Here is a 19,741-nt window from a genome sequence, read left to right as displayed (position 1 = left end):
CGCGTGCGGCACCATGGATGCCAGGTCGAGTCTGGCATGACGGAGAGAGAAGAGGCGGCGGTCGAGTTCCGATTATCTGGGAAGCCGCGCCGCGCCGATCAACCGATCTGGCCGAAGCACCAGCGCAGCACCGATTTCTGCGCGTGAAGCCGGTTCTCCGCCTCCTGCCAGATCAGCGATTGCGGGCCGTCGATCACCTCGGGCGTGACCTCCTCGCCGCGGTGCGCGGGGAGGCAGTGGAGGAAGGCGGCGCCGGGCTTGGCCGCCGCCATCAGCGCGGCGTCGACCTGATAGGGCATCATCGCGCGCAGCTTGGTCTCGGCCTGCGCCTGGCCCATCGAAATCCAGGTGTCGGTGACGACGACGTCGGCATCGGCGACCGCCTCGCGCGGGTCGGCGACGACGCGCGCGCGACCCGAGGCGCGGACGATCGCCTCCTCCTCGGGCTGGAACCCCTGCGGGCAGGCCGCGACCACGTCGAAATGAAGCAGCGCCGCCGCCTCGACGATCGAGGCGAGCACGTTGTTGCCGTCGCCGAGCCACGCCACCTTGAGCCCCGGCAGCTGCCGCCCGCTCTCCACGATGGTGAGCAGGTCGGCCATGATCTGGCACGGGTGCGACTCATCGGTGAGGCCGTTGATCACGGGCACGCTGGCGTGCGCCGCCATCTCCTCCAGCTTGGCGTGGTCGTCGGTGCGGATCATGATCGCGTCGACATAGCCCGAGAGCACGCGCGCGGTGTCCGCCACCGTCTCGCCGCGGCCGAGCTGCATCTGCCCTGCCTCCATCACGATCGATTGGCCGCCGAGCTGGCGGATCGCCATGTCGAAGCTGACGCGGGTGCGGGTCGAGTTCTTCTCGAAGATCATCGCCAGCACGCGGCCGGCGAGCGGCGCGTCGGCGTCGGCGCGGCCCTTGGGCCAGCCCGCGCGCGCCTGTTTGCGCTCCAGCGCGTCGGCCAGCATGGCGGCGATCGCGTCGCCACCGGCGTCGCTGAGGCTCAGGAAATGGCGCACTTAAATCCTCCCCGAATGGAGTGGCAGGGCGACGTGCCCCCGGCAAGTCGAGATCATGCCGGGGGCATGATCGACCTGCCACGGGGGACCGCTCGCGTAGCGAGTGGTGGAGGGGGCCTCCACACAGAGCAGCGTTCGCGGAGGTCCCCCTCCACCACCGCGCTGACGCGCGGCGGTCCCCCTCCCCGCGAGCGGGGAGCAGCTTACATCACTCGTCGGCCACCGGCACGTAGACCCGCGCGGCCTCGCTCAGCTTCTCGACGCACTCGGCGATATGGCTCTCGTCGATCACCAGCGGCGGCAGCACGCGGACGACATTCTCACCCGCCGCGACCAGCAGCAGCCCGTGCTGGTCGCGGCAGTGCGCGACGAAGCGGCGACTGTCGCTCTTCAGCTTGATGCCGAGCATCAGCCCGTGGCCGCGGACGTGATCGAACAGGTGATCGTGGTTGGGGATCAGCTGCTCGAGCGAGGCGCGCAGCCGCTCGCCCATCCGTGCCACCTGGTCGAGGAAGCCGTCCTCCAGGATCACGTCGAGCACGGCCTCGCCCGCCGCCATCGCCAGCGGGTTGCCGCCATAGGTCGAGCCGTGCGTGCCGAACACCATGCCCTTGGCCGCCTCGGCGGTGGCAAGGCATGCGCCGAGCGGGAAGCCGCCGCCGATCCCCTTGGCCACCGCCATGATGTCGGGCGTGATGCCATACAGCTCGTGCGCGAAGAACTTGCCGGTACGGCCATAGCCCGCCTGCACCTCGTCGAGCACCAGCAGCAGCCCGTGCTCGTCGCACGCGGCGCGCAGGCCGCGGAGGAACTCCTCCGACGCCGGGCGGATGCCGCCCTCGCCCTGGATCGGCTCGACCAGGAAACCGGCGGTATGGTCGTCGATCAGCGCGAGCGCGCCCGCGAGGTCGTTGAACGTGGCATACTTGAAGCCGGGCAGCAGCGGCTCGAAGCCGTCGCGCATCTTGGCCTGGTTGGTCGCCGAGATCGCGCCGAGCGTGCGGCCGTGAAAGGCCGTATCGAAGGTGATCAGGTCGTGCCGCTGCGGGTTGCCGTTGGCATAGTGATAGCGCCGCGCGGTCTTGATCGCGCACTCCACCGCCTCGGCGCCCGAGTTGGTGAAGAACACCGTGTCGGCGAAGGTGTGATCGACCAGCCGCTGCGCGAGATGCTCGCCCTGCGGGCTGCCGTAGAGGTTGCTGGTGTGCATCAGCGTCGCGGCCTGGTCCGCGATCGCCTTGACTAGCTTCGGGTGCCCGTGGCCCAGCGCGTTGACCGCGATGCCGCTGGCGAAGTCGAGGTACTGCTCGCCGTCCTCGCCGTAGAGATAGACGCCCTCGCCTCGCACCGGGCGCACGCCGCACCGCGGATAGACGGGCATCAGCGCAGGGGTGGACGACACGGGGCCTTCTCCTCGGAAAGAACAAGGGCGGCCCGACCGGACCGCCCCGGCCCGTCTTCTACGGTGGCCCGCCGCAGCGGGTCAACACCGCGCGCGAGAGCGCTTGCGCCGACGCGGCGATTGCGCTCGTGCCTCGACTATCCCACATAGGGAAGTAATACACCATTCGGGGAATCCATGGCCGATCCATATGCGACGCTGGGCGTGGCGCGCGGCGCCAGCGAGGCGGACATCAAGAAAGCCTATCGCAAGCTCGCCAAGGAGCTGCATCCCGACCGCAACCAGGGCAATTCCAAGGCGGCGGAGCGGTTCGGCCAGGTGACCTCGGCCTATGACCTGCTGACCGACAAGGACAAGCGCGCGCGATACGACCGCGGCGAGATCGACGGCGACGGCAATCCCACCGCGCCGTTCGGCTACGGTGCCGGCGGCGCGCGGCCGGGCGGCGCGGGAGGCTTCCGCTCTCAGCAGTTCGACATGGGCGGCGGCGAGGCGCCGGACATGTCCGATATCTTCGAGGGGCTGTTCGGCGGCCGGGGCGGCGGCGGTGGCGGCTTCGCCAGCGGTTTCGGCCGGCGCAACGCCGGTCCCCCGCCCAAGGGCGGCAATGTCGCCTACCGCCTCCAAGTGCCCTTCGCCGACGCCGCCGCGCTCGCGCCGCAGCGCGTGACCCTGGCCGACGGCAGCACGATCGACCTCAAGCTGCCCGCCGGGGTCGACACCGGCACGCAGATGCGCCTCTCCGGCAAGGGCGATCCGGGCGCCGGCGGCCCCGGCGACGCGATCGTGACGATCGAGATCCAGCCGCACCGCTTCTTCACGCGCGAGGGCGACGACGTCCGGCTCGACCTGCCCGTCTCGCTCAAGGAAGCCGTCGAGGGCGGCGCGGTCAAGGTGCCGACCGTCGACAAGCCGGTGATGCTCACGGTGCCGCCCGGCTCCACCTCGGGCAAGACGCTGCGACTCAAGGGCAAGGGCTTCCACCGCAAGGCTGGCGGTCGGGGTGACCAGCTCGTCCGCCTGGTGATCGACGTGCCCGCCGACGACGCCGCACTGAAGTCGTTCGTGGCGGGCTGGACCGGCGGGGGGAACCCGCGCGCGAACATGGGAGTCTGATGTGGGTGAAGGACGCCCCTCCCACGCTCACGCCTGAGGATCGCGCGCGCCATCACGGTGCCGCGCGACGGCGCCTCGACCGCCAACTCTCGCACGTCCGGCCCGGCAGCTACAGCTGGACGGTGGTGAAGCGCGCTGTCGTCGGCGTCTACACCGACGGCTTCATCCACGCCGGCAACCTCGCCTATCTCGCGCTGATGACGGTGTTCCCGTTCTTCATTGTCGCTGCCGCGGTCGCCTCGCTGTTCGGCCAGACCGACGAGGTGCAGCGCGGGGTCGCCAGCTTCCTGTCGGTGCTGCCGCGCGATGTCGGCGCGATCCTGCGCGAGCCGATCCGCAACGTGCTCCAGGCGCGCACCGGCTCGCTTCTGTGGTTCGGCGCGCTGGTGGGATTGTGGACGGTCGGCAGCTTCGCCGAGACGATCCGCGACATCTTCCGCCGCGCCTATGGCACGCGCTCGTCGCAGTCGCTGTGGCGCGCCCGGCTCGGCCTTAGCCTCGCGATCGTGGGCTCGATCGTGATCGCGCTCTTCTCCTTCCTGGTTCAGGGTCTGCTGATCGCGGCCGAGCAGTTCATCTACCGCCTGCTGCCGGTCGCGCAGCATGTCGCGGAGTGGCTCAACCTCGCGCGGCTGGTGCCGGCGGTGGTCATGTTCGGCGCGCTGTACATGCTGTTCTACTCGGTCACGCCCGGCCGCTATCGCCGCAGCGAGAGCAAGAAATGGCCCGGCGCGCTGTTCACGACATTGTGGTGGGTGAGCATGACCGCCGGCCTGCCCTGGGTGCTGTCGCAGCTCGGCGGCTATGATCTCACCTATGGTAGCCTCGCCGGGGTGGTGGTGATGCTGCTGTTCTTCTATCTGATCGGCCTTGGCCTGGTGTTCGGCGCTCACCTGAACGCGGCACTGGCGGAGCCGCCCGCAGCCGTTGTAGAGGGGCCCGACGATAATGATGAACAATGATGGTGGCTTCGTGAACGGACTGATGGGGGGCAAGCGCGGGCTGATCATGGGGCTCGCCAATGACAAGTCGCTGGCCTGGGGGATCGCCAAGCAGCTCAGCGAGGCCGGCGCCGAGCTGGCCTTCTCCTACCAGGGCGCGGCGATGGAGAAGCGCGTGCGCCCGCTCGCCGAGCAGCTCGGCGTGGCGCGGCTGTTCGACTGCGACGTCTCCGACATGGCCGCTTTGGACGACACCTTCGCCGCGCTGGCACAGGAATGGCCGACGATCGATTTCGTCGTCCACGCCATCGGCTTCTCCGACAAGTCGCAGCTGCGCGGGCGCTATTACGACACCACGCTCGACAATTTCCTGATGACGATGAACGTCTCGGCCTATTCGCTGGTCGCGGTGGCGCAGCGTGCGCGCCGCATGATGCCCAACGGCGGCGCGATCCTGACGCTGACCTACTACGGCGCCGAGAAGGTGATCCCGCACTACAACGTGATGGGTGTCGCCAAGGCCGCGCTGGAGACGAGCGTCAAATATCTCGCGGTCGATCTCGGGCCCGAGAACATCCGCATCAACGCGATCTCGGCAGGACCGATCCAGACGCTGGCGGCGCGCGGCATCGGCGACTTCAACTACATCCTCAAGTGGAACGAACTCAACGCGCCGCTGCGTCGCACCGTCTCGATCGACGAGGTCGGCGGCGCGGGTCTGTACCTGCTCAGCCAGCTCGCCAGCGGCGTCACCGGCGAGATCCACCATGTCGACGCGGGCTACAACGTCATCGGCATGAAGGCGGAGGACGCGCCGGACATCGCGCTTGCCTGAGGCGGGCGCCCCGGCCGAGCTGATCGTCCGCCCCGCGCGCGGGGAAGACGTGGCGGGGATCGACTCGCTGCTGCGCACCTGTTTCGCGCGGGCCGACGAGGCCGATCTGGTGCGGCGGCTGTGCGTCGACGGCGCGATGGTGCTGATGATGGCGGCGGTCGACGGCGCCACCGGCGCGATCGTCGGCGCGGTGGCGTTCAGCCGCATGGCGGTGACGGTGAACGATCGCGCCGTTCCCGCGGTGGCGCTCGCGCCGCTCGCGGTGGCGCCGGCCTATCGCCGCCGCGGCGTCGGCGAGGCGCTGGTCCAGGCCGGACTCGAGCGGCTCGAGGCCGAGCGCGTGGTGCTGTGCTTCGTGCTGGGCGAGGCGGCCTACTATCGGCGCTTCGGCTTTCACGAGGATTACGCGGCCAACTTCGTCTCGCCCTATGCCGGCGAGCATCTGCTCGCGCTGCCGTTGCAGGGTGGGCTGATGCCGTGCGGAGTCCGCGGCGACGCGCGCCACGCCGACGCCTTCGCGGTGCTCGGCGGAGGGTGAGCGGACACCACGCTGCCTGTTGCCGTTCCCCGGCGAAGGCCGGGGCCCAGGTGGGAAAGCCGCGGCGGCTCTCACCAGCCTCCCCCAACTGGGCCCGGCCTTCACGGAAAACAGCTGCATTAAGCCCCTACCTTCGCCCCCTGTCCTAACCCGCGTGCTTCTGGCACAGCGCGCGCCATGTCCCATGCTGGCCGCCCGCGAACGTTGAGTCCCGACGCGCCAGCGACTCAACATTCGCAACATTCGGACCTCCGCGCATGAGCTACAACACCTTCGGCCGCGTGTTCCGCTTCACCACCTGGGGCGAGAGCCACGGGCCGGCGCTGGGCGCGGTGGTGGACGGCTGCCCGCCGGGGATCGCGCTGAGCGAGGACGACATCCAGCCTTGGCTCGACCGGCGCCGCCCTGGCCAGTCGCGCTTCACCACGCAGCGGCGCGAGCCCGATCAGGTGCGCATCCTCTCGGGCGTGTTCGAGGGGCGTACCACCGGCACGCCGATCAGCCTGATGATCGAGAACGTCGACCAGCGCTCCAAGGACTATTCCGACGTCGCGCTCGCCTATCGACCCGGCCACGCCGACTACGCCTATGACGCGAAATACGGCTTCCGCGATTATCGCGGCGGCGGCCGCTCGTCCGCGCGCGAGACCGCCGCGCGCGTCGCCGCCGGCGCGGTGGCGCGGCTGGTGGTGCCGCAGGTGCGCGTGCGCGCCTGGGTCGAGGCGATCGGCGGCGATGCGATCGACCCGGCGGCGTTCGACGACGCCGCGATCGACACCAACCCCTTCTTCTGCCCCGACCCCGCCGCGGCGGCGCGCTGGGAAGAGACTGTCGACGCCGCGCGCAAGGCCGGTTCCTCGCTCGGCGCGGTGGTGGTGTGCGAGGCGACCGGTGTCCCCGCGGGCTGGGGCGCGCCGCTTTACGCCAAGCTCGACAGCGAGCTCGCCGCGGCGTGCATGTCGATCAACGCGGTCAAGGGCGTCGAGATCGGTGACGGCTTCGCCGCGGCGGCGCTCTCGGGCGAGCAGAACGCCGATGCGATGCGCCCCGGCGCGGACGGCCCTGCCTTCCTCGCCAATCACGCCGGAGGGATCGCCGGCGGGATCGCGACCGGCCAGCCGGTCCGCGTTCGCGTCGCGTTCAAGCCGACCAGTTCGATCCTCACCCCGGTCGAGACCGTCACGCGGGAGGGCGAGGCGACCGAGATCGCGACCAAGGGCCGGCACGACCCCTGTGTCGGCATCCGCGGCGTGCCGGTGGTGGAGGCGATGGTCGCGCTGGTGCTCGCCGACCAGGCCTTGCTCCACCGCGCCCAATGCGGATAAGTTGGTTAATTTAGGCAAGAAATGACTGGAACACCTGCTTCGTGCGCTTCGTTCGGACCGCACACACAAGGAGAGGTTCTCATGCGCATTCTCGTGATCGCGGCCGCGGCCGCACTCGCTTTGCCCGCCGTCGCCTCGGCACAGACGACCGGCGGCACGGGCGGCAGCACCGGCGGCGGCATGGGCACCGGCATGGGCCAGTCGAGCACCGGCATGGGTCAGTCGGGCACCGGCATGGACCAGGGCACGATGGGCACGACGCAGCAGCCCGGTTCGACCGGCACCACCACCCAGAGCACGCGGTCGGACACAATGTCGACGACGTCGCCGCGCTCTACCCGTGAGTCGCGCCGCTCGTCGCGTAACCGCTCGACCATGAGCCAGCCGAGCACGAGCACGACACCGGATCCCTCGACCCAGACGATGAACCCGGACCCGACGGTCGCGCCAATGTCGCAGAACAACCCGCGCACCACCGGCGCCGACCCGATGGCGACGACGCCGCAGTCGCCGCAGTAACCTCGCCGATGCCGACCCCCGTGCGATCGCACGGGGGTCGTGCCGCGATCAGTCGGCGAAGGGGTCGCGCACCAGGATGGTGTCCTCACGCTCCGGGCTGGTCGACACCAGCGCGACGGGGCAACGGATCAATTCCTCGACGCGACGGATATATTTGATTGCCTGCGCTGGCAGATCGGCCCAGCTCCGCGCGCCCGCGGTCGACTCCTGCCAGCCCTCGATCGTCTCATAGACGGGCTCGACCAGCGCCTGGTCCGCCGCGTGGGACGGAAAATAGTCGATCACCTCGCCGCGCAGACGATAGCCGGTGCAGATTCGCACCTCGTCCAACCCGTCGAGCACGTCGATCTTGGTCAGCGCGATCCCCGTGATGCCGCCAACCGCCGCCGACTGGCGCACCAGCACCGCATCGAACCAGCCGCAGCGCCGCTTGCGCCCCGTTACCGTGCCGAACTCGTGCCCGCGCGTGCCGAGCCGCTCGCCGGTCGAGTCCTCGAGCTCGGTCGGAAAGGGCCCGGAGCCGACCCGCGTGGTATAGGCCTTGGCGATCCCCAGTACGAACCCCACCGCCGCCGGGCCGAGCCCCGAGCCGCCCGCCGCAGTGCCCGCGATCGTGTTCGACGAGGTGACGAACGGGTAGGTACCGTGGTCGATGTCGAGCAGCACGCCCTGCGCACCCTCGAACAGGATGCGCTTGCCCGCCTCCTTGGCGGCATTGAGGTCGCGCCACACCGGCTTGGCGAAGGGCAGCACGAAGTCGGCGATGGCGCGCAGCTCGGCGACCAGCGCGTCGCGGTCGATCGGCGCCTCGCCGAAGCCGGCGCGCAGCGCGTCATGATGCGCGGTGAGCCGGTCGAGCTGCGGCCCGAGATCGTCGAGGTGCGCGAGGTCACAGACGCGCAGCGCGCGGCGGCCAACCTTGTCCTCATAGGCGGGGCCGATGCCGCGCCGTGTCGTGCCGATCTTGCCGGCGCCGCTGGCATCCTCGCGCATACCGTCGAGGTCGCGGTGGAACGGCAGGATCAGCGCGCAATTGTCCGCGATCCGCAGCGTCTCGGGTGTGGCGACCACGCCCTGCGCGGCGAGCCGCTCGATCTCGGCCTTGAGCGCCCAGGGATCGAGCACCACGCCGTTGCCGATCACCGACGGCGTGCCACGCACGATGCCGGAGGGCAGCAGCGAGAGCTTGTAGACCGACTCACCGACGACGAGTGTGTGCCCGGCATTATGCCCGCCCTGGAAGCGCACGACGACGTCGGCGCGCTCCGCGAGCCAGTCGACGATCTTGCCCTTGCCCTCGTCGCCCCATTGCGCGCCGATGACTGCTACGTTGGCCATGGATACAGGTCTCCGCCTGCCGGGCGAACCCGCGCGCCCTTCGACAGGACTCGGCACGCGAGTGGTTCAGCGATGTCGGTGGGGCGGGTAGCGGCGGGGCAGCGGCAGGTCAACCGGCAGAGCCCGCGGCGAAGACTGCGTCATCATGGGCCAGCTCCCGGCTTGACCGCCGCCGCAGCGCCGCATCACTCTTCGGCCTCGGGGGGACCGAACGACGATGCGACACCTCGTCCTATATGCGCTCGCGAGCGCGCTGATCACGGCGCCCGCCGCCGCGCGCGAGCTCAAGGTCGGCCAGCCGGCGCCGCCGATCGAGCTCACGCTGGTCGACGGCAGCAAGACCACCCTGGCCGAGCACCGCGGCGAAGTGGTGCTGCTCAACTTCTGGGCGACCTGGAGTGTCCCGTGTCGCGCCGAGCTGCCGCTGCTCGACGGCTATTATCGTCATACCAGGCAGCACGGGCTCAGCGTCTTCGCGGTGGCAACCGACGGGTCGGCGCCGCTTCACCAGCTCAAGCCGCTGTTCGCCGCCATGGCGATCCCGGCGGTGCGCCGGATCAAGGGTATAGACGCAGAGATGCCCGCCGTGCCGACCAACTACATCATCGATCGTGCCGGCGTGGTCCGCTATGCCAAGGCCGCGGCGCTGGATCTGGACGACCTTAATCGCGAGCTGATCCCGCTGCTCAACGAACCCGCGCCGAAAGGCTGAAGCGCGCCGCGGCGGAACGGTGCCGCAGCGCGCGAGTTGAGCGAAGATGAAGTCTTTCGCGCTCGCCGCTGTCGTTCTGCTGCTGCTCTCCGGCTGCGGCGACCGGACTCGGGAGCCTGAAGGGGAAGACGCCACCGGGGCTGCGGCCAACGCAACCGCCGCCCCGGATGGCTCAGCGAACATCGTCAGCGCCACTCCCTCGCCGGTCGCTAGCACCACCCCGTCGCTCGATCGCGCGCGTTATCTCGGGCGCTGGCGGGGGGTGGAAGGGCTGAACCTCGTCGTCTCCCCCCGCGCGGACGCCGACACCTTGGTGTCGCTGGCGATGCAGTGGAGCCTCGACGACAAAGGCACCTACGACGGCGAGGTCACCGCCGAGGGTATCGCCTTCCAGCGCGCGGGCGCGCGCGAACTGCTGCGCCCGACCGACGGCGCCGCGACGGGGCTCAAGTATCTCGACGGCAAGAGGGAGTGCCTCACCGTCAAGCCCGGCGAAGGTTACTGCCGCGACTGAACCGCACGATCGAGCGCGATGAGCCGGTGCGCCTCGGTGAGGTGAAGCCGCTCCACCATCTCGCCCTCGACCCGGATCGCGCCCAGCGCCGCATGCTCGGGCAAGGCGAAAGCAGCGACTATCCGCTCGGCGCGGGCGACCGCCTCCGCCGATGGCGCGAAAGCGCGGTTCGCGGTCTCGATCTGCGCCGGGTGGATCAGCGTCTTGCCGTCGAATCCCCAGCGCGCGCCCTGCGCACAGGCGCGCTCGATCGCGGCGGCGTCGTCGATCGCGTTGGTGACGCCATCGAGCGCGACGATGCCGGCGAGCCGCGCCGCGAGCACCACCTCGGTGAGGATCGGCCACAGCGGTGCGCGATCCTCGCCCAGGATGCAGCGCAGCTCGCGCGCGAGGTCATTGGGCCCGACCACCAGCGCGGCGAGCCCGGTCTCGCGCGCCACCGCTACGATCGAGCGCAGCGCCGTGACGCCGGCGCAGGTCTCGATCATCGCCCAGAGCGCGGGCCCCTCGCCCAGCGCGGCCCGCGCGGCGCGGAGCGTATCGGCGCCGTCCACCTTGGGGAGCAGCACCGCGTCGAGCGGCGCATCGCGCAGCGCGGCGAGGTCGTCGGCGCCCCATCCAGTGTCGGCGCCGTTGACTCGCACGATGCGTTCCCGCGCGCCCCAGCCGCCCGCGGTGAGGCGGGCGAGTGCGGCGTCGCGCGCGTCGCACTTCACCGCGGGCGCGACCGAATCCTCGAGGTCGAGAATTACCGCGTCGCAGTCGAGCGTCGCCGCCTTGGCGAGCGCGCGCTGGTTCGACGCGGGAAGGAACAGTGCGCTGCGACGCGGGCGCGCCGCCACCGCACTCACTTGCCCGCGAACCCCGTCGGCGCGGGCGAGACCGCCACCGCGCCTCCGGCGCGCAGCTCCTTCACCTCAAGCGCGCGCTCGGCGACGCCGTCGCGGCCGAAGCGGAACGCGCCGTCGATCCCGGCGAAGCCGTCGGCATCGCGCAGCCGCGGCTCGGGGAAGGCGGTGCCCGGCTTCCAGTCGCGCGCGATCCGCACCACCAGCAGCACCGAATCATAACCGAGGCTCGACAGCCGGTACGGCGCGGCGTTGAAGCGGGTGCGGTAGTTGCGCGCATATTGGCGATACAGATCGTCGGGCACGCTGGCGAACCATGAGCCGCTCAGCGCGGGCGCACTCGCGCCTTTGTCGGCGTTCCACAATTCGGTGCCGAGGATCTGCGCCGAGGGGCTGTTGCGACGGAGCAGCGGCACTGCCGCCGTGGCGGAGCCGGCGCTGTCGGCGATCAGGATCGCGTCGAACGGCGCGTCCTTGACCATGCGCTGCACCGCCGCACTGAGCGCACCGGGGCCGCGGTCATAGGTCTGCAACGAGACCACGCGCCCGCCGGCCTGCTCGACCGCGCGCAGGAAGGCGGTAGAGGCGCGGCTGCCGTACAGCGCGTTGGGCACCAGCCCGCCGAAGTTGTTCATGCCGCGCGCGCGCGCGAAGCCGACCACTCGCTCGATCGACTGCGCCGGCGCATAGCCCAGCACGTACGTGCCGTTGCCCGCGACGCCGGTGTCGTTGGAGAAGGACAGGACCGGCACCTGGGCGGCGTGCGCGATCGGGGCGACCGCGCGCACGTCCTCGGCCAGCAGCGGCCCGAGGATCAGCTGCGCGCCGTCGGCGATCGCGCGCGAGGCGGCCTGCGCGGCGCCGGTGGCGGTGTCATAGCTGGTGATTCGTACCTGGGCGTTGCGCGTGTCGAGCAGCGCCAGCTGGGTGGCGTTGGCGAGGCTGCGCCCCACGCCGGCGTTGCTGCCCGACAGCGGCACCAGCAGCGCGACGCGGTGCCGCTCCGTGTCGCGCGGCAGGCCGCTGACCACCTCGGGCGCGGTATCACGCGGCGGCGGCGCCTGGGTCTGCGCGCGCGGTGCCTCGACGGGGGCGCGCGGCACCACCGTCGAACAGGCCGCGAGCAGCAGCGCGCCGGTGACCGCGACCAATCGGCCCCATGCGTTCGACCATTGCGGCCGCCCGATCGCCTCTGCCATGACAACTCCCGTGAACTCTCTACTTCCCGGGCTCTACATCGTCGCCACCCCGATCGGCAATCTCGGCGATCTCTCTCCGCGTGCGGCGGAGGTGCTCGCCGCCGCCGACGTCATCGCGGTGGAGGACTCGCGCGTCACCGCCGGGCTGCTCCGCCACATCGGCACGAAGCGACCGATGACTCCCTATCACGACCACAATGCCGCCGAGGTACGCCCACGCCTGATCGAGCGGATGGCGACCCAGGTGGTCGCGCTCGTCTCCGACGCGGGCACGCCGCTGATCTCCGATCCGGGCTATAAGCTGGTGCGCGAGGCGCGCGCGGCCGGGCGCCACGTCGTCACCGTCCCGGGCGCCTGCGCCGCGGTCGCCGCGCTGACGCTCGCCGGACTGCCGACCGATCGCTTCCTCTTCCTCGGCTTCCTCCCTCCCAAGGAGCAGGCGCGCGCCGAGGCGATCCGCGAGGTGGCGGCGGTGCGCGCCACGCTGGTGCTGTACGAATCGGGGCCGCGGCTGGCCGCCTGCCTCGCCGCGCTGGCGCAGCTGCTGGGCGAGCGCGAGGCGGCGGTGTGCCGCGAGATCACCAAGAAGTTCGAGGAAGCCGTGACCGGCACGCTCGGCGCCCTGGCGGCGCGCTACGCCGAGGCGCCGCCAAGGGGCGAGATCGTCGTCGTGGTCGCGCCGCCTGCCCCGCCCGCCCCGGCCAGCGCGGACGACGCCGACGCTGCGCTCGCCGAGGCGCTCACCCGCCTGCCCGCATCCAAGGCGGCAGGCGAGGTGGCCAAGGCGCTCGGTCTCGACCGCCGCGAGCTGTACGCGCGCGCGCTGGCGCTCAAGGGGTAGCGGGCGCGCTGGCCCCGTTCTCGCGCGCGATCGCCCCGGCCATGCGACCGCGCTGGGTGTAGGCGAAGGCGTTGGCCCCGCCCGTGTACAGGCCGCGCAGATAGCCTCGGTCGAACGCGGTGAGCTGCGCGGGCGACGCCGCCTTGCCGCCGAACAGCGCCAGCATCGTATCGAGACCTCCGCCGGGCAGCTCGCGCGCGCCGGCGAAGAGGCGTAGAGCGGCGTAGTCGGCGAGCTGACGCGAGGTCTTGCCCGCCACCGCCTTGCGCTCGACGATCAGCACCGCGGTGACCACGTCCTGCCGCACCGGCTGGACGACGCGCGAGGCGACCGCGACGTTGAAGGTCGGCGGCCCGTCCCCGGGCAGGCTCGTCTCACCGTCGCGCGTGCGTATCTCGGTGAGCCGCCACGCGAACGCCGGCCCCTCGCTCTTGAGCAGCGCGCGGCGCGCGTTCAAGCCGACGCCCAGCAGCGCGCGATGGTTGGACTTCGCCATCTTCGCCACCTCGGCGTGCGCGTCGTCGACGAACAGCACCATCGTGTTGGGCCGACAGTGATCGCCGGCGAGCGTGATGCCCACCGAGTCGGCGTCGTCGAGCATGCGCTGCGCGATCTCGCTCGACACCTTGTTCGAGAGCCCTCCGACCGCGACGCAGACGGGGTCTTGGAAGCGCGCGATCGGCACGTTCTGCGACACCGGGCCGGTGGCCGCGCGCACCTGGTTGCCGATGACCTTGCGGGTAGGCGCGGCAACGATGATGTCGCCGTTGTCGCCGAGCCGCTGATCCGCGGCGGGTACGGGCGCGGACTCCGTGACGCTGGCCGCCGTGTCTTCCGGCGCCGACTGGGGAGCCGCCGCGCTCGGCACCGGGGCGGGAAGCTGCAACGCGGCGATGACCAACGCTGCCAGATATGGGCCGACCATCGCCTTCTCTCCCGTCGTGCGGCGGACAGTTTAGGCGTGCCACCCTCCCATGCCCACGCCCTTTCTGATCCGGATCGAGCGAGGAGTGGCGATCGCGTGGCGCCGGGTAGGACGATCTGTCCCATCGAACCCGCGCGCCGGCGCGCCTACATCGCCGCGCATGGAACCGACGCCCCCCGCCCCCCCCGCCGCCGCGCCGAACGGCCGCGACCGATTCTGGTGGATCATTCGCTCGGGCTGGCGCGGCCGCTGCCCGCGCTGCGGCGAAGGCAGAATGTTCGCCTCCTGGCTCAAGGTGGTACCGCGCTGTGATCATTGCGGGCTCGACTATCGCTTCGCGGCACCCGACGACGGCCCCGCCTTCTTCTCGCTGTGCATCATCGCGCTGCCGCTGACCGCCTTCGTCGTCTGGCTCCAGGTCGCGTTCGACCCGCCTGCCTGGGTTCATCTCATCACCTCGGTGCCGGTGATGGCGCTCGGCACGCTGCTGCCGCTGCGGCCGATCAAGGGCTGGTTGGTCGCGTCGCAATACGTCAACCGCGCGCAGGAGGCGGGAACACGCGGGCTCTGGTCCGACCTGCACGGGACCTCCGGCGCGAGCGACTTCGACCAGTGAGCGCACGGCGCGTCACGCTCGCCGCGGCGACGCTGGCGCTGCTCGCCGCCTGCGGCGACGGCGACGTGGCGGCCCGCCGCAGGGCGCTGGGCGCGAACCCGACGCTGGCGGCGCGGCTCGCCGCCGCCGACGCAGGTCGCGGCGCACGGCTGTTCGGCCAGTGTGCCGCCTGCCACACGATCGGCGCGGGTGCGGGCGACCGCAACGGGCCCAACCTGCGCGGGGTGATGGGCGCGCCCGTCGCCGGGGTGAGCCCGCGCTTCGGCTACACCGCCGCCCTGCGCGGGCACGGAGGCAGGTGGACCGACGCGGCGATGGACGCCTGGCTTGCCGACCCGACCGCGGTCGCGCCCGGCACTGCGATGCGCTTCGCCGGCATGCGCGACCCGCTCGATCGCGCCGACCTGATCGCCTATCTGCACCGGCAGGGCGACGCGGCTCGCTGAGCCGGGCCAGCACCTGCTTGCCGCAGCCGCGGGGCTCGGGCACCGCCGCGATCATGCGCCGCCCCCGCTCCCTGCTCGACCGCCGTGACGCCGAAGCGGCCGGCCGCCGCGGCGAGCGGCTCGCCGCCTGGTGGCTGCGGCTCCAGGGCTGGCAGATCCTCGATCGGCGCGTGCGGACGCCGGCGGGCGAGGTCGATCTGGTGGCGCGGCGCGGTGCGCTGGTCGCCTTCGTCGAGGTGAAGGCGCGGCGCACCGCCGCCGAGCTCGACGTCGCGATCGACGAACGCCGGCTCGCGCGCGTGGCCGCCGCCGCCGAGCTGCTGATGCCCCGCTACGCGCTGCCGGGCGACGACATCCGCGTCGACGTGCTGCTGCTCGCCCCCGGCACGCGCCCGCGCCATATCGAGAACGCCTGGATCGGCTGAGCTCCGGCGTCGGCCCGCCCAAGCCGGCGCGACCGTGCGTGACATTGGCTCTGCGCCACCCTACCTGCCGCCGCATCGCTCTGCCGGAAAGGGACAGTCCATGGCGCTCACCGTCGCGGTCCAGATGGACCCGCTCGATCAGATCAACGTCGCCGGTGACTCGACCTTCGCGCTGATGCTGTCGGCGCAGCAGCGCGGGCATCGCCTGTTCCACTACACCGCCGACCAGCTCAACTGGTCGAACGGCAGGCTATGGACCAGCGCGCACCCGGTGACGGTGCAGCGCGTCGCGGGCGAACACTTCCGCTTCGGAGAGCCGGTCGCACTCGATCTCGGCGACGAGGCCGACGTCGTGCTCATGCGCCAGGACCCGCCGTTCGATCTCGGCTATATCACCGCCACGCACCTGCTCGAGCGGGTCGCCGATCGCACCCTGGTGGTCAACGATCCCGCCAGCGTGCGCAACGCGCCCGAGAAGGTGTTCGTGCTCGATTATGCGCGCTTCATGCCGCCGACGCTGGTGACCCGCTCGCTCGACGAGGCGCGCGCGTTCCTGCGCCAGCACGGCGCGATCGTGGTCAAGCCGCTTCACGGCAACGGCGGCAAGGCGATCTTCCGCGTCGGACCGGAAGGTGAGAATCTGTCCGCGCTGATCGAGGTGTTCAACCAGACCTGGCGCGAGCCGCACATGGTCCAAGCCTTCCTCCCGGACGTCGCCAAGGGCGACAAGCGCATCGTGCTGGTCGACGGCGAGGTCGCGGGCGCGATCAACCGGCTGCCGGGCGAGGGCGAGATCCGCAGCAACCTCGCGGTCGGTGGGTCGGCCGAGAAGACCGAGCTGACCCCGCGCGAGCGCGAGATCTGCGCCGCGCTCGGGCCCGAGCTGAAGCGGCGCGGGCTGATCTTCGTCGGCATCGACGTGATCGGCGGCGAGTGGCTGACCGAGATCAACGTCACCTCGCCGACGGGCATCGTCGCGATCGAGCGGTTCGATGGCACCGACGTCGCCGGTCTCATCTGGGACGCGATCGAGCGCCGCCACGCGGAACGCACGCGCTGACCGCACCGTTGGCGAGAGCGTGACCGAGTTCATCGTCAGCTGGATCGTCAAAGGCGGCTATCTCGGGATCTTCCTGCTGATGGCGCTGGAGAATGTCGTCCCGCCCATCCCGTCCGAGGTGATCATGGGTCTGGGCGGGATCGCGGTGGCGCGCGGGCAGATGGAGCTCGTACCGCTGCTGCTCTGGGGCACCGCCGGCACCACCGCGGGCAACGTCTTCTGGTACGTGATCGGGCGACGTGTCGGCTATGCGCGCTTCCGCCCCTTCGTCGAGCGCCACGGCCGCTGGTTGACGATGGAGTGGAGCGACGTCGAGCGCGTGCAGCACTTTTTCCATCACCACGGCGGCTGGGTCATCTTCGTCTTTCGGTTCATGCCGACCTTCCGCACGATGATCTCGCTGCCCGCGGGCATGGCGGCGATGCCGATGTGGCGTTTTCTCGTCATGACCTTCCTTGGCAGCATCATCTGGAACGCGGTGCTGGCGGGCGCGGGCTTCTATCTCGGCAGCCGCTTCAGCGAGCTCGATCGCTACGTCGGACCGGTCGGGATCGTGCTGACGGTGATGGCGCTGGGCTATTACGTCTACCGCGTCGTCACCTGGTCGCCGCGCGCCGGGTAGCGGGCAGCTCCTCCCCGCCCTGGGGAGGGGCATCGCATTACCCCCGCGGGTGCGCCGCGCGATAGACGTCGAGCAGGTGCGCCGCGTCGACCGCGGTATAGACCTGCGTCGAGCTCAGGCTGGCATGGCCGAGCAGTTCCTGCAACGCGCGCAGGTCGGCGCCGCGGCCGAGCAGGTGAGTCGCGAAACTGTGGCGCAGCGCGTGCGGCGTGGTGCGCTCGCCCAACCCTAGCCGCGCGCGCGCGCCGCGCACCTTGAGCCGCACCACGCCGGGCGAAAGCCCGCCGCCCTTCACCCCGCGGAACAGCGGCGCGTCCGCCGCGAGCGGCCACGGGCACAGTGCGGCGTAGCGCTCGATCGCGGCGCGCACCTCGGCGAGCAGCGGCACGACGCGCGTCTTGGCGCGCTTGCCGGTGACGCGCAGCGTCTCGCCGAGCGGCAATACCGCGCCCGGCAGCATCACCGCCTCGCCGATGCGCAGACCGGCGCCGTACAGCAGCAGCAGCACCGCCCAGTCGCGTGCCGCCACCCAGGGCTCGTCGCTGTCCTCCGCCACGTCGGTGGCGAGCGCGACCGCCTCGTGCGGCGCGATCGGGCGCGGGACGCCCTTGCGCACGCGCGGCCCGCGCAGCCGCGGCGCCGCCCCGGTGCCGCCCGCCCATTCGAGAAAGCCGCGTACCGCTGAGAGCTCGCGTGCGGCCGAAGCGTTGCCCAGCCCGGCGCCGCCACCCGTCGCAGCGCCGCGCCGGTGCGCGAGATAGGCGCGCAGGTCGGCCGCGTCGACGCGTGCCAGCCGCGTGCGATCGGTCTCCTCGCCCCAGTGCTCCGACAGGAAGGCCAGCAGCCGCGTGGCGGTGGCGCGATAGGCACGCACCGTATGCTCCGAGCGGCGGCGGTCGCGCGCGAGATGGATCGCATAATGGTCGGCGAGCGTCAGCGGCACGTCCAGCATCGCGGGTCGAACTTCTCCTTTCGTCGCATTTTGCGTGCTTACGCGCGGGTGGAAAAGGTAAATTAACGTTAGGCAACCATAAGGTCGGCGATGGCACCTTCCCCTTCTCTCATGGCCCATGCGGTCGAGTCGAGCCGGCTCGCCGCGCTGAACGCGCTCGCGCTGCTCGACAGCGAGCCCGAGAGGGAATTCGACGCGCTGGTGGCGCTCGCGGCGCAGCTGCTCGGCTGCCCCACCGCGCTGCTCAACCTCGTTGACCGCGACCGGCTGTGGATCAAGGCCAGCGCACGACCGACCGAGACGCGCGAGCTCCAGCGCGACATCGCCTTCTGCAACCGTACCGTCAGCGAGCGCGACATGGTGGTGATCGAGGACCTCGCCGCCGACCCGCGTTTCGGCACCAGCCCGCTTGTGGTGGAGAACGGCCTGCGCTTCTACGCCGGCGCGCCGGTCAACGTGCTCGGCCAGGACGGCGCGCGCCACACCGTGGGGACGATCTGTGCGGTCGACATCGCACCGCGGACGCTCGACGAGGCGGCACGCGCCGCGCTGCGTCACCTTGCCGCGCTGGCCGAGGCGCTGCTCGACGCGCGCCGCACCGCGCTGAAGGCGATCCATATCGCCACCACGGGCGAGCTGCTGGTTACAAGACTCGCGCGCCAGGATCATATCTTCCGCCAGGCCGAGCAGATCGCGATGATCGGCTCGTGGCGGCTGTCGATCGCGGACCAGTCGCTGGAATGGTCGGACAACGTCTACCGCATCCACGGCCTGCCGCTGGGCGAGAAACCCGATCTGTCGCGCGCGCTCGCCTTCTACCCTGCCGCCGTGCGCGACGGCGTCGCCGCTACGATCGAGGCTGCGATTCGCGAGGGCAGACCCTTCGACTTCGAAAGCGACTTCGTCACCGCCGATGGCCGCACGCTACGCGTTCGCTCGATGGGCGATCCCGAGGTCGTCGACGGCCGGGTCGTCGGCATGGTCGGCGTGTTCCAGGACATCACCGAGCGCCACGCGCTCGAGGTGCAGCTGCGTCACGCCGCCGACACCGATGCACTCACCGGCCTGGCCAACCGCGCCGCGTTCGACCGCGCGCTCGACTATGCGATGGCGCGCGCGCGACGCGACCGTACGCCCCTGCACCTCGTGCTGATCGACCTCGACGGCTTCAAGGCGATCAACGACACGCTGGGCCACGGCGCGGGCGACGACGTCCTGCGGCTCACCGGCGCGGCGCTGTCCGAGCCGTGGCTGAGCGGCACGCTCGCGGCACGGATCGGCGGCGACGAGTTCGCGCTCATCGTCGAGGACCCGGCGCTGATCGCCGACCTTGACTCGCTGCGCGAGCGGATCGAGGCGGCGCTGCGAGTCGCGGTCGAGGCGAACGGCGTGACGATGACGAGCGCGGGCTCGGTCGGCATCGCCGCCTTCGACGACGACTGCCACTCGTTGCGCGACCTGGCGCGCCGCGCCGACGTGTTGCTGTACCAGGCCAAGCGCGCGCGCGTCGGCCAGCGCCGCTTCGCGCCGCCGCGCCGGGTGGCGTAGCGG

The 19,741-nt window shown here is 71.2% G+C and carries 22 protein-coding genes; 15 read left to right on the top strand and 7 right to left on the bottom strand.

Annotated elements, in window-relative coordinates; all coding sequences use genetic code 11:
- Nucleotides 1-98: 98 nt before the first annotated feature.
- Both argF and FHY02_RS00310 read right to left on the bottom strand, forming a co-directional pair.
- A complete protein-coding gene (argF, locus tag FHY02_RS00315) occupies nt 99-1,016 on the bottom strand; it encodes an ornithine carbamoyltransferase (protein WP_183919433.1) in 918 nt (305 codons plus the stop codon).
- 208 nt (nt 1,017-1,224) lie between these two features.
- Nucleotides 1,225-2,418 (bottom strand): aspartate aminotransferase family protein, encoded by a 1,194-nt coding sequence (locus tag FHY02_RS00310; protein ID WP_183919431.1) that lies wholly within the window; start codon nt 2,416-2,418, stop codon nt 1,225-1,227.
- 177 nt (nt 2,419-2,595) lie between these two features.
- On the opposite strand from FHY02_RS00310, the gene FHY02_RS00305 reads away from it, so the two are divergent.
- The 6 genes from FHY02_RS00305 (at nt 2,596) to FHY02_RS00280 (ending at nt 7,692) form a co-directional block, all read left to right on the top strand.
- Nucleotides 2,596-3,534: a DnaJ C-terminal domain-containing protein gene (locus tag FHY02_RS00305; RefSeq protein WP_183919428.1), complete on the top strand. Its 939-nt coding sequence runs from the start codon at nt 2,596-2,598 to the stop codon at nt 3,532-3,534.
- Nucleotides 3,534-4,496, top strand: coding sequence for a YihY/virulence factor BrkB family protein (locus tag FHY02_RS00300; RefSeq protein ID WP_183919426.1), 963 nt, complete (start codon nt 3,534-3,536; stop codon nt 4,494-4,496). Before FHY02_RS00305 ends, FHY02_RS00300 begins: the two co-directional genes overlap by 1 nt.
- 22 nt (nt 4,497-4,518) lie before the next feature.
- Nucleotides 4,519-5,310, top strand: a complete 792-nt coding sequence (gene fabI / locus FHY02_RS00295; RefSeq protein WP_183921342.1) for an enoyl-ACP reductase FabI — start codon at nt 4,519-4,521, stop codon at nt 5,308-5,310.
- A complete protein-coding gene (locus tag FHY02_RS00290) occupies nt 5,303-5,848 on the top strand; it encodes a GNAT family N-acetyltransferase (RefSeq protein WP_183919424.1) in 546 nt (181 codons plus the stop codon). Before fabI ends, FHY02_RS00290 begins: the two co-directional genes overlap by 8 nt.
- A gap of 257 nt (nt 5,849-6,105) precedes the next feature.
- Entirely contained in the window at nt 6,106-7,173 is a 1,068-nt protein-coding gene (gene aroC, locus FHY02_RS00285) for a chorismate synthase (RefSeq protein WP_183919422.1), read from the top strand.
- Between the two features lie 81 nt (nt 7,174-7,254).
- Nucleotides 7,255-7,692, top strand: coding sequence for a hypothetical protein (locus FHY02_RS00280; RefSeq protein ID WP_183919420.1), 438 nt, complete (start codon nt 7,255-7,257; stop codon nt 7,690-7,692).
- Nucleotides 7,693-7,740: 48 nt separating this feature from the next.
- Here the strand turns inward: FHY02_RS00280 and FHY02_RS00275 are convergent, their stop codons facing one another.
- Nucleotides 7,741-9,030, bottom strand: a complete 1,290-nt coding sequence (locus FHY02_RS00275; protein ID WP_183919419.1) for an adenylosuccinate synthase — start codon at nt 9,028-9,030, stop codon at nt 7,741-7,743.
- A 217-nt stretch (nt 9,031-9,247) separates the two neighbouring features.
- Between FHY02_RS00275 and FHY02_RS00270 the strand changes: the two genes are divergently transcribed.
- Together FHY02_RS00270 and FHY02_RS00265 are read left to right on the top strand one after the other, a co-directional pair.
- On the top strand, nt 9,248-9,742 hold the full coding sequence (locus FHY02_RS00270; RefSeq protein ID WP_183919416.1) for a TlpA disulfide reductase family protein: 495 nt from the start codon (nt 9,248-9,250) through the stop codon (nt 9,740-9,742).
- 46 nt (nt 9,743-9,788) lie between these two features.
- Nucleotides 9,789-10,256 carry a hypothetical protein gene (locus FHY02_RS00265; RefSeq protein WP_221190220.1) on the top strand — a complete coding sequence of 156 codons (468 nt, stop codon included), beginning with the start codon at nt 9,789-9,791 and terminating at the stop codon, nt 10,254-10,256.
- On the opposite strand, the gene FHY02_RS00260 is transcribed toward FHY02_RS00265, so the two are convergent.
- Together FHY02_RS00260 and FHY02_RS00255 are read right to left on the bottom strand one after the other, a co-directional pair.
- Nucleotides 10,241-11,098, bottom strand: a complete 858-nt coding sequence (locus tag FHY02_RS00260; RefSeq protein WP_183919414.1) for a CoA ester lyase — start codon at nt 11,096-11,098, stop codon at nt 10,241-10,243. The two genes, FHY02_RS00265 and FHY02_RS00260, sit on opposite strands and share 16 nt — an antisense overlap.
- A gap of 5 nt (nt 11,099-11,103) precedes the next feature.
- Nucleotides 11,104-12,303, bottom strand: a complete 1,200-nt coding sequence (locus tag FHY02_RS00255) for a penicillin-binding protein activator (RefSeq protein WP_183919412.1) — start codon at nt 12,301-12,303, stop codon at nt 11,104-11,106.
- On the opposite strand from FHY02_RS00255, the gene rsmI reads away from it, so the two are divergent.
- Nucleotides 12,302-13,144, top strand: a complete 843-nt coding sequence (gene rsmI, locus FHY02_RS00250; protein WP_183919410.1) for a 16S rRNA (cytidine(1402)-2'-O)-methyltransferase — start codon at nt 12,302-12,304, stop codon at nt 13,142-13,144. The genes FHY02_RS00255 and rsmI overlap by 2 nt on opposite strands.
- Here the strand turns inward: rsmI and FHY02_RS00245 are convergent.
- Nucleotides 13,134-14,069, bottom strand: a complete 936-nt coding sequence (locus FHY02_RS00245; protein WP_183919408.1) for a hypothetical protein — start codon at nt 14,067-14,069, stop codon at nt 13,134-13,136. The genes rsmI and FHY02_RS00245 overlap by 11 nt on opposite strands.
- A 160-nt stretch (nt 14,070-14,229) precedes the next feature.
- Between FHY02_RS00245 and FHY02_RS00240 the strand changes: the two genes are divergently transcribed.
- From FHY02_RS00240 to FHY02_RS00220, 5 genes are all read left to right on the top strand, one after another.
- The gene (locus tag FHY02_RS00240; protein WP_183919405.1) at nt 14,230-14,685 is read left to right on the top strand and encodes a DUF983 domain-containing protein; all 456 of its coding nucleotides are present in this window, start codon (nt 14,230-14,232) and stop codon (nt 14,683-14,685) included.
- Nucleotides 14,682-15,131: a c-type cytochrome gene (locus tag FHY02_RS00235; protein ID WP_183919404.1), complete on the top strand. Its 450-nt coding sequence runs from the start codon at nt 14,682-14,684 to the stop codon at nt 15,129-15,131. Before FHY02_RS00240 ends, FHY02_RS00235 begins: the two co-directional genes overlap by 4 nt.
- A gap of 53 nt (nt 15,132-15,184) precedes the next feature.
- Nucleotides 15,185-15,556, top strand: coding sequence for a YraN family protein (locus FHY02_RS00230; RefSeq protein ID WP_183919402.1), 372 nt, complete (start codon nt 15,185-15,187; stop codon nt 15,554-15,556).
- 100 nt (nt 15,557-15,656) lie between these two features.
- Nucleotides 15,657-16,616 carry a glutathione synthase gene (gshB, locus tag FHY02_RS00225; RefSeq protein WP_183919400.1) on the top strand — a complete coding sequence of 320 codons (960 nt, stop codon included), beginning with the start codon at nt 15,657-15,659 and terminating at the stop codon, nt 16,614-16,616.
- A gap of 19 nt (nt 16,617-16,635) precedes the next feature.
- Nucleotides 16,636-17,238 carry a DedA family protein gene (locus FHY02_RS00220; RefSeq protein ID WP_183919398.1) on the top strand — a complete coding sequence of 201 codons (603 nt, stop codon included), beginning with the start codon at nt 16,636-16,638 and terminating at the stop codon, nt 17,236-17,238.
- A gap of 37 nt (nt 17,239-17,275) precedes the next feature.
- Here FHY02_RS00220 and FHY02_RS00215 read toward each other — a convergent pair whose 3' ends face one another.
- A complete protein-coding gene (locus tag FHY02_RS00215; protein WP_183919396.1) occupies nt 17,276-18,190 on the bottom strand; it encodes a tyrosine recombinase XerC in 915 nt (304 codons plus the stop codon).
- Between the two features lie 111 nt (nt 18,191-18,301).
- Here FHY02_RS00215 and FHY02_RS00210 point away from each other — a divergent pair, with 111 nt between their 5' ends.
- On the top strand, nt 18,302-19,738 hold the full coding sequence (locus FHY02_RS00210) for a diguanylate cyclase domain-containing protein (RefSeq protein ID WP_260172521.1): 1,437 nt from the start codon (nt 18,302-18,304) through the stop codon (nt 19,736-19,738).
- The last annotated feature ends 3 nt before the right edge of the window (nt 19,739-19,741 follow it).

Origin of the sequence: Sphingomonas sp. BK069 (genome assembly GCF_014193405.1) — a bacterium.
Lineage (GTDB): Bacteria > Pseudomonadota > Alphaproteobacteria > Sphingomonadales > Sphingomonadaceae > Sphingomonas.
Note: the sequence above shows the minus strand (reverse complement) of the source record. Positions and strands in the feature narration are given on the sequence as shown.